The 10,200-nt window shown below is 51.2% G+C and carries 5 protein-coding genes; 1 reads left to right on the top strand and 4 read right to left on the bottom strand.

Annotation, left to right across the window (positions count from 1 at the left end; genetic code table 11):
* The first annotated feature begins 109 nt into the window (after positions 1–109).
* Positions 110–1,894 (top strand): hypothetical protein, encoded by a 1,785-nt coding sequence (locus tag ACR0KS_RS00185; RefSeq protein WP_170756909.1) that lies wholly within the window; start codon positions 110–112, stop codon positions 1,892–1,894.
* On the opposite strand, the gene ACR0KS_RS00180 is transcribed toward ACR0KS_RS00185, so the two are convergent.
* From ACR0KS_RS00180 to ACR0KS_RS00165, 4 genes are all read right to left on the bottom strand, one after another.
* Positions 1,881–3,215 (bottom strand): hypothetical protein, encoded by a 1,335-nt coding sequence (locus ACR0KS_RS00180; protein WP_170756908.1) that lies wholly within the window; start codon positions 3,213–3,215, stop codon positions 1,881–1,883. The genes ACR0KS_RS00185 and ACR0KS_RS00180 overlap by 14 nt on opposite strands.
* A 101-nt stretch (positions 3,216–3,316) precedes the next feature.
* A complete protein-coding gene (locus ACR0KS_RS00175; RefSeq protein ID WP_170756907.1) occupies positions 3,317–4,168 on the bottom strand; it encodes a M48 family metalloprotease in 852 nt (283 codons plus the stop codon).
* Positions 4,169–4,359: 191 nt separating this feature from the next.
* Positions 4,360–7,515: a UvrD-helicase domain-containing protein gene (locus ACR0KS_RS00170; RefSeq protein ID WP_480693079.1), complete on the bottom strand. Its 3,156-nt coding sequence runs from the start codon at positions 7,513–7,515 to the stop codon at positions 4,360–4,362.
* Positions 7,508–10,168 (bottom strand): PD-(D/E)XK nuclease family protein, encoded by a 2,661-nt coding sequence (locus ACR0KS_RS00165; RefSeq protein ID WP_170756905.1) that lies wholly within the window; start codon positions 10,166–10,168, stop codon positions 7,508–7,510. Before ACR0KS_RS00165 ends, ACR0KS_RS00170 begins: the two co-directional genes overlap by 8 nt.
* Positions 10,169–10,200: the final 32 nt, after the last annotated feature.

Raw genomic sequence — 10,200 nt, 5'->3', positions numbered from 1 at the left:
CTCACTGTCCTGAATGCCACAATGTGGCCTGGACCGGTTGAAAACTAAACGGCAATCGCGCAGAACATGTCCAGAACACGCGCCCTGCTGCCAAAAACAAGAAACGAACATGAAAAGATCGAGCAAAACCTTTCAGGCTCCACGTACAACCCGCAACAACCTGATCTCCGGTGAAATATTATCCAAGACCTTGGCGGTGGCTGAGACCGTCGCAGATGTCTTGCGGGACAGCGGTGAAAAACAGGAAAAGGCAAGCGCTCGAACACGGCAACCGGGTTATCTTTCTTACCAACCACTTGGAGAAGGCAAGGGATACGAAAGCCCCTCCGATTGGGTCTCACGCCTCAAGCGATACAGCGCGGATATCAATCCTGAATTCAGATGTCCGGCCGCGCTTGTGGATCTAAACCCGTCTCGGCAGATGACCTGCAATGCTCTGAAACTGATGCATTTCATCCTGGCCTCATGCGCCCATGCAAAGTCGAAAAAGGTCAGCCTGAAAAAAGGTGTTCTGTCAGATTTTCTTGGAGCAACGACACCACGTGTTGTTGATGCAATCCGCACATTGAACGAGTGCTTGCTCACACTGAATGCAATATCGGTAAAGTCCGGTTCCAAGCCGCGCCAATCCAAGTTGCTTAAGAACCTGAATGTTGGAAGATACACGGTGTTCTTGGAGCTTTCCGACCCTGTATGGTTGGAGCTGCGAAACCCTAGTTTCTTTGCTTTCGTCGATCTTCAGGTCGTTCGAAGCCTTAAGTCAACTCATGCGATCCTGCTGACTCCTCTCGCTTCACTTCTGAGCATTTTGCAGCGCGATACAAGGTTCAAGCTCCAACGCCATACCAACACCGCAACAGGAGCGCACCTAAGTACGTATTCTATTGAAGTCTGGCCATCAGAGTTCATGCAATGGCTTGGGTACACTCCAAACGAAAACGTGCACCGGGAACCTGCAAGACTGGTTAAGTCCGTTTCAAACGCACAAAAACAGGTCGAGAAAGGCTTCGGAAAAGATGCTTACGCGCCGTCGTTTTCTGCAAGGCCATTTGAGGATTACGAAGGTTTCAAAAGAGATCTAAGCAAGCCCGACAAAACAAAGCTCAAAATCACGCTAAGACCTGCGGCTCGAAACGTGATGTATGAATTCATGAATCGAGAGATCTATGAACAATTCAATCTCAGCGCACCGAAAGACCTCTACATCAGCCCAAAAAGGTTTATCGCCTTATTGGATGCGCTCCATCTGGATGTGTCAGCAGATTATCTTGAGGCGCATATGAATGTCGTTCAGCTGGCGTGGAAACACTTCCTGTATCAGAAGTACCTGAACGGTGTGACGATTGAACCAATCAATGGCTCGCAACTGATCTCAGAGTTCATTGATGAATGTCTTAATTTTGGCATTCAGACCGGACAAGAAGATCAATTGGTTGCTGCGGAGCTCGCGTTTGAGGATATTGTTTTTGGCCGGTTGAAGCCCGTTTCCGAAGCAGATGAGACCGACGAAGACGATCTGGGCTCGGTGTTTGCCCACCACCCCTCAGAAACACCGCGGAAATTTGCTCTCGAAGGGCCCGTGCGACGCCAACGGAGTGACGCAAACATTCTCACCAAATATCGGATCAAAACCAGCGGTGATGGCAAACTATGGACGTTCAATGATGTCGTCTTCGAAGACCGGCTGAACCCAAAAACCAAGACTATGGAAAGAACCCGCCTGCCGATGAGCGATGTCGTTTCCGGCAAGGTCAATCCTCAGAACTACGCTTTTAGACAAGTCGATCTCACCGCACTGGAAAGGTCGACCCTTTTGGAAGTCCAAATGCTTATCGAGCGTCAACGGGGTTTGGATACAGATAATCCTGAGCCAGTCACCGTCACTGCACGTTGAGGCCCAGGCGTTTTGGGCCTGCCAAAAACAATCTTCGACCCTTTTGATTGTTCTGTAGATTTAAGCCAAAATCTCCGTTGATGACATCAATCAACCCGTCCCAACAAGCCCGAGGCAGATCGCCATAGCCGTTATCAATTGTCACCTTGGACCCTTTAGGACCAATATATATGGTGTGATCCCCAGCGGCCTCCCTGAGCTTTCTAAACCCCCATTTGCGGGCAGCCCTTATCACCTTGGAAGGTGACGCTTGAACCGCGGCTGGTGCATGTCTCGGCGCGATTATCGGACGTGATCCCGGAAAAACCACATCGTAGGCAATGATGTCTTTGTTCCAGAAACCGGCAAACATGTTGGGCGCATACTTCCATCGGCTCGCATTGCCGATAGGGTCGATCATTGCAGTAGCCATACTTTGTTGCAGAGAATATTGATCTTCAGAAAACAGATCATGCTTGAATCTCTGACCTGCAACATAGCGTTGCACCCCCCTATATCCTGGTAAAGAACACGCAAGCGCGGATTTCACCGCGAAACGCTTAAAGATCGCTTGCATAGAAACAACTCCCGGCAGTTTAGGGAACTGTGTCGACCTGTATGGCTGTTCACCGAGACGTCGGATCACGTCACCATTTGCAAGCCCTTCTTCGATCAAGCGATCATCGAGTGGTCTCGTTAAGGCTCTGTAGACATTATCAAAATACGGGACGAATACTGGCCGTCCCGTGGCGATTTCAAGCCGTGTCGCAAAGCACTCACTCTTGTGGTGATACATCTCGTGCAAGAAAAGATACAAGAAAGAGGCTTGTTTCAGCTGCTGGCCAAAAATCATCTGAACAATTCTCGAGGCCTGCAATACTCGTTTCCTTTCAGCGAGTGTCATTGAAAGGAGAATCGCACGCGACAGGCTGGGCAACCGGTCACCCCGAATGTAGATACCGAAGTCTTCTTCGTAGAAATGAATTGGACAATACCAGGCCCAAGTGTCGAATACGGGTTTTTTCAATGCGGTATTGGCAAATTCGTCAAAGCTGCGATTGCCTTCAAGGATTTCATAGGCATCACACTCCTCGAGCCAGTCTCCAAAAAAGTAGTCACTTGGATCCCACATCTCGTCTCTATTATACTTGTGCGGCCTTAAGAAATCGTCCAAGTCCAACGCGACCCTGGAAGGCGATTTGTCATCGTCTGAGCCACTACGTGCAATCCCGTCACCGAGATCATTTGGCGGGAACACTTTCGGTGGTAATTCCGGGGCTTTTGTTGTCGGTCTCGTAAAGCCTAAACTTGACAATTCAGAAACAAGCTCGCGAATTTCCATAGTGAACTTCTCCAGTTTCCCTAAGATTGCGGTTCAAGACAATTTAATTGCTGCCGCCCAGCAGGTGATCGGTAGCAGAATGTCGGATTTTGAAGTCGGTTTCAGTTCGCTTTCTGAAGTGAGCTAGTTTGGCTTGCCTCGATTTTTGCGACTGTTGCAAGGACTGTCGCAATCCTCTTTTCATCTGGTGGATGTGTGCCCCAGAAGCTGAGCTGACCATTCACTTCCTTTGGGCTTTCTGGGCGAGCAAAAAAGCGAACGCCCTGCACCGGGTCATAGCCGGCGGCCTTGGTGATGTAAGTCCCGATGACATCAGACTCCAGTTCATAAGTCTGGCTGAAAGCTTGATTTCCCAAAGCTGATCCAGCGTACACCGCGTTCTCGATGTTCTGCTGTGTAATCGTTGGATCTGTGTAGTAAGAATTTGCACCTGCATATGCAGCAGCCATGCCAAGAATCAGAGCGCCAGCGACAGCTTGCTGCTCTTTTTTTGCAATGTGTTCAGCCAAGTGATGACCCACTTCATGCCCCATGACGAATGCAAGCTCATGCTCGTTTCGCGCATCTGCGATCATTGGTTTTGTAAAAACAATCAATGGCTCTCTGTTTTTCCCGTATGTCTGATAGGCATTGCGATAAGGCGTCTTGCTATCAATCATTATCTTGATATCGCAATCAAATCCCTTTCGATCCGCAGTATGCTGTCGGCAAAAGCTCTCGGCCACAGGCTCCACCCGACGCGCAACGCGATCAAACTGGCGTTCGGCCTGATTTGGAGACAGTTTTGTACCAGCTTTCGCAGTAGACGGGTGGCGTTCTTCAGCAAACATTTTCTGCGCAATTGCATTATGAGCATCTGTCGTTTCAGTAACCTGGTATGTGGTTCCGCACGCCGTCAAAACCCCAAAACCTACAATTGCAGTACACACCCGCATCGAAACATTCATATTCATCTATTTCACCTGCCGGATGCAAATGATCCGGCACTCCGTGTCAACCAATTCCTTACACGAATTGGTCACAACTGACTGAATTTGCTTCCGAACAGGTGCCAAATTCTTGTGATATCCCGCCAAGAAGACTGGAAGGCAACGAAAGCTCGCTTCAGTTTTTTGCAATTGAAGAATCTGCGAGTATTCCGAGGTTAACAGGCATCCTTGGATAGCACCGAAACCTTTCCTTCATTCATCCAGTTTATTGCAATAGCGTCGACCGGTTTTCCAGGAAATACAGCCTGAACGAGCCCGCAGTATGCTTCCAGCTGAGGATAGAAAGATGCAAACTTTTGCGTTGGGTATTCACATCGACCAGATTTGTGATCAAGGATCAAAAAACCGTCTGGACCTTCGGCCAATAGATCCACAACGGCATTGGATTGTGCGCCTGAGTTTTGCTCAAGTTGCATTGGCAGTTCGAAATGTAACTCACTGTATCCAAGAGTATTGAGCCACGCTTCAACTTCTAAAGCCTGATCGCGAACACGCCCTAACACCTTATCACTCAGACCGGTTGCAAGAGCGACTTGATCGGTTTTTTGGGGGTCCTGGAGCAGAACTCTGAATGCCAGGTGCAAGGCCGTGCCGCGTTCAGACGCGTTCTCGAACACACCGGTTTGTTCCGGTATGCCCGTAGCGAGCTGAATGGTCTTCACCGGCGGAATTCCGGAATGATTTGTCTCCTGCAACTGCGATGGCTGAATTCGCCAAGGCGTGCGCAATTGTGCCATTCGTTTTCGTTTCTCTCCAAACCGAATGTAACCTGCGCTTGCAGGTGGCGCGTGTTCAATGTCTTCAGGCTCCGTGGCAACCGTAACCCTCGCAGAAAAGGTTTTCCCTGCCGCCTCCAAACCCGTCCCGTCCAAGCTTACCGACAAGCCGGTTCTTTCAACCAACAGCTGGCCGAGAGACCTGGGGTGGTCTGGAAGTGTTCGAGGCGGTTTGGGAAGCGCCAGGATGAGGCGGTCCCGAGCCCGCGTCATCGCGACATACAACAGGCAAGATGCGGCAGAATAGCTGGCGTCCAATCTGGAAGCCAGAAATCGCTCCTTGTGCTCTGGTGCGCTAAAAGGTGGAAACCAACCCAATCCAGATGCAGGCAAAACATCTGAAAGGTCATCATAGTCGGAAAACTCTGTTCGCAGCGTGTTTTCCTTTTCGCGAAAGTCGTAATCCAGCCCGGCGACAATAGTGATCGGCCACTCAAGTCCTTTCGCTCCATGCCATGTGACGACCTCCACTCCTGGCTTACTCCATCCTTCCGGGTTGGGGTGACGGTCAAAATCTCGCTCTGTCTGCGCGGCCAGCCATCCTAAAAACACCTGTGGCCCAGATCCATAAAACCCTGCCGCGTTTTTCAAAGACTCAGGCAATTGATCAAAACTCTCAGCTTCAGCCTCAAGGCGCGTCAGATCCGCAAGTGCCTGCTCCGGATCATCAAGAGTGCTGGCCCACTCTCGAAGACCAGCAATATCGATTGCGTTTGCCAGCTGAGCGGCGACTGGCAGAGACCGTATTTTTTCGCCGCGCAGGGCTAGATTTTCCAGTGTTTCTTCATTCAGTAAGCTGCCGTCGATTTTTGCCTTTAGCGCTTCCTCCAACGGTTTTCGGGAGGGACCATGTGTGACCAGGTCAAGGGCTGCAAAACCATCTGTGGGATCATCGAGCAATGCCAACGCGGCCCGCGCCATGCGCGTGGACATGGACATCTGCCATCCGTTGCTTTGAATACGTACTTCAATACCACGCGCCCGTAGAGCATCCGCATGCTTCAAAGCCTTGTTGTGAGTATAACATAGTATTGCAATGTCTGAGGCTCGAACCGGCCGAAGCTCGCCATTATCTCGATCACATACCAACTCTTTGCCAGCGAGCAAATCCTCAACTCGCTCAGCAATACATCCCGCGCTGTGATCTCTCCGACCGCCCGGCAGCAACAAAGCTTCCAAAGCCGTTTGACCTGTGCTTGTTCGCTGCGGTGCCAGCGATTGATACCCGTTCGGGAAAAGGCTTGGTCCAATTGAATTAACAAATTCAACGATTTCTGGTGTGCTTCGCCAGTTGCGGTCCAATGGTTGAATATTGTTCGGATGTTGAGCTTCGAGCTCAGCGGCAAGCATTGGGTCCGCTCCCTGAAAGCCCATGATGGCCTGTTTTGTATCTCCAACAATCAAAACGCGCGGCGCCGCACGGGCAAGACACCACAGAACTGCAAACTGCGCTGGGTTCGTGTCTTGAAACTCGTCTATGACAACGCAATCCAGTTCCGCAACCACTGCCGCCAAAATGTCTTCCTGATGGCGCAGCATGGCTTCCGTGCCCGATATCATATCCGCATAGTCAACAAGACCGTCACGCGACTTGGCAAGCTGATAGGCAACCATGATTTCCTGTGCACCATCGACAAGTGCACGCAAATGTCCGCAGGCATCCTCAAGTGGTCCGGAATGGCGAGGCAGAGCATCCGCCGCATCAATGACTGCCTGGGCCAGTTCATCATAGGTTTCCGGTGTTTCCATTCCTCGCTTAGACTGTCTTAGGTCTCGCAAGCGTTGCCAGAGAGACCAATCCCAATCCAAGCGCTCCGGAAATCGCGCTGCTGACCTTATCGCGTTGTGATCATTGCGAAATGTCTTTTCCACGGAAGGTTTAGCCACTGCAATATGTGCAATCCCATTTGGAAACGCATCGTAAAGGGCCATGGTTGCACTTTTGAGGGCCTCCGTCAGATTTTCAGGATGGCAGTCCACCTCTCCATAGATGGCTCTCAATTCATCTAGTGCTCTATCAATTACCGTGGGGTCGGCACCACGTTCACCCAACCCACGCAATAGATCGATTGTTCGAAACACTTGCCCTCTGAATTGATCTTCTGCACTTTCTCCCCTTACAAAGCTTGGCCTGTATCCGTAGCGTGCCAGATTGCTTATCACGGGTTGCAAAGACACTGATCGAGCCATTTCACGACGCAGGAGAAGATCACGCTCTGCTTCGGTTACAAGCCGGGCAGCTGGTGCATGTCCTGCGGCAAAAGCGTGCTCGGTTAAAAGGCGTTGTCCAAGCCCATGAATAGTTCCGACATATGAACGGTCGATTCCCAGCGCACTATTTATATCCCCTGATTCCAATAGGATGTTGCGCAAACGCTCTCGAAGCTCGCTTGCCGCTGCTTCAGTAAAAGTAACAGCAAGAATGCGATCCGCACGGATTTCACCCGTTCTGACGAGTTCAGCAAGCTCAGTTTCGATTTTGTAGGTCTTGCCTGATCCGGCTCCCGCCGGAACAATCGTAAGCCGTTCAGACATTGGGGAATTCCTCCGGCTCTGATTGTGTCAGCAGGAAAGAACCAACAAACATGTTGTCAAGCAACGCGTAAGGTTTACTTCCGCGCTCTTTCTCCATTCTTTCAAGATCGCCTTCATTATTAAGGCGCACAAGCCCGGTTCGAACCTCTTCTATTTTTGATGTGAGATAAGATAAGGAGTTCGCCGAAATATCGTGATTGACGGGTTCTGCGCCCTGAAGCGCAGGCGTACCCACACCACCGAGCAAAACGGTGTGGTCAAGTGTCAAATGATATGCCGTCGCGGCATATGACCCCGGCGGCACAACCACCTCTTTTGCCTTTTCTGTGTCTGGATTGGCGAGCATCTCCGCGTAGAGTGCAACCTGCAAGTCCCAGCCTTTTCGCATTTGGTCCCTGCGTCTGGCAGAACCTGAGCGCTTGTGGTCGACAATGACGATTTGCCCCTGTTTGGTACGGAGAATGCAATCCGCAAGTCCAAAAAGACGAAGTCCAAAAGCGGTTCCGCTAAGGCCAATTTCATTTGCGACTATACTGACGTCGTTCACCCTAAGAAAATCCGCCCAGGCATCGCAAGTTTTTTCGGCCTCGCGCAACAATCCGGCTCGCTCAATTGACCAGCCTGAGCCGGCCAGGAAGGCCGCCTCTTTCAGGATTGCGTCCTGCATTGCAAATGGTAGCACCTTCTTAATTTGCCCAGCCGTTGGTACAGCCTGCTCTTGCGGGAAGACCCGTTCCAATACGCCGTGGATAACACTTCCCAACACCAGCGGATCGACGCCTTCCGGACCCCAAATTCGTTCTCTGGCACCCAACTCGTCCATGAGCCATGCAAGGGGACTTACGATCAGCTTTTCTAAACGTGATGGTGATTGGGTTGCTGGTCGCCCTTTCTCATCGACGCGTAGCTTGAGCAAGTCAGTTTCCAGACGGATTTGTCCATCAGAAGGCACGTCTGGCCTTCCCTGGTTGGGTGCGGGTGAAAGAAGTCGATGGCGACATGGCCATTGTTCCTGACTGGTGCCACGCAAATCCTTGATCAACGCCTCCGGCTTGTGTGCTCCAAGACATCGCCCAAGTAAGGAAAGCCCAGGCGAAGATTGCTGGCGTTGACCAAATGCATCCCTGGCGGGAACGAGAAAATCAATACTGTCCGAAGCCGCACATAGCTGCCGGCGAAACACTTCAAGGTTTCGATCTAGCCGTTGCTTTCGTGAAAAGATTTTAAGACCCGCGGTGTTTTTGACATGTGCGAGTTCGCTGTCCGTAAAGAATGGACTTGCTGACGGGGTTCGCGGCCATTGCCGGCCAGAAAATCCGAGAACAATCATTTTTCTGACAGTTCTCCAGGGAATGGTGGTTTCCTCAAAAACACTTATCCCTTCCACATAGCGGTCGATTACCTGTTCTCCCGACCTCCTTGTCGCAACAGCCTGGTTGACCGCGGCCCAATCCAACCCATCGCACTTCGCCAACGCAGAACGAATTTTCTGGCACCTACCTTGGAAGTCGTCTCGGATTTCAGCAGGCGCTAAGGATTTTGCAATCACCCCAAGCTTGGCCAGTAGTTGATCCGGGCTCTTTGCAGGGCGCAATGAGGAAAGGACTTCAGAGGCGGCGCCGGATTGCTGGTTCGCAGTCTTCGAGCGACCAATGTCCATCAATTCGCGCACCATCTGGTGACCCAAAGCTGCATCCCAGGGCATCAGAGGAGAGCGGTAGAGCGTCGCGAGCGCCAGCCTGGGAGCCGGCCCTTGCAGAATTGCAAGAAGAGCGGATAAGAGTTCGCCGCAAAGATCCCGCTCTTCGTGCCTGGCTGCAATGCCAGACAAAGCGAGGCCCATTTCAGAGAAAACATGGCCTAGGTGGTTGTGGTAAAGTTCGTTGTTCGGAACGAGCAGACCAATTTGTTCCGGTGTTTCAACCTGACACTGATCCAGATAGCTCTGAGACAATGCCGCTGCAAATTCCATTTCTTCAAAGGGGTTGCTCAAGCCAAAGAAGCTTAGTGAATTGTCCATTTCAGAAGGAGATGCAAATCTCAGCAAGTTTTGCTGAATGTATCCAAGCGCCCCAGTTCCGGGCGGAGGCGCATCAAGCTTCAGACGGGTCTGAATAGCATTTTCATGATCAGCCAATCCATGATGTGACTTCAGTAATTCTACCAGCCCGATTTCATCTGGGGTTCGGAATGGATCCGGCGCGTCACTTAGGAGCGGCAGGCTCTCGATGCAATCGTCCGCCTTCGACATCAGTGCATTCCTGACGACCCAGAGGTCCTCAGGAAGACCATCATCAAGCGCTTCCCAGACCTGTTTTATAGCTTCAAGATGCGTCCTGGCCCGACCTTTGACATTCTCCAGATGCAGGTTCTCTACAGACAAACCAGGCGTCGCCTTCGCAATCTCGACCAAGGTATTTACAGCAAGCCTGATGACATCCTGCGGTGCAACATCAAAGCTAGCAGCCCAAGGCAGACCAGGTATTCCAAAGGCGCCTTCAAAATCCAGTTCAGGTGGAAGCGGGCAAAGATAGCTTTCTTGCAACAGGGACGGCGTGACCGGGCGAATAGCTCCGGTGAGTGGGTGGCATGTATGCAGAGGGCCTATTTGCAAGTTATTAATCCCAATACCTGTTTGCGAAGCGTAAGCCAAAAAGACAATGTCTTCCTCCAGCCACCGTGTCT

It is taken from the genome of Ruegeria sp. BC7 (assembly GCF_056539165.1).
Note: the sequence above shows the minus strand (reverse complement) of the source record. Positions and strands in the feature narration are given on the sequence as shown.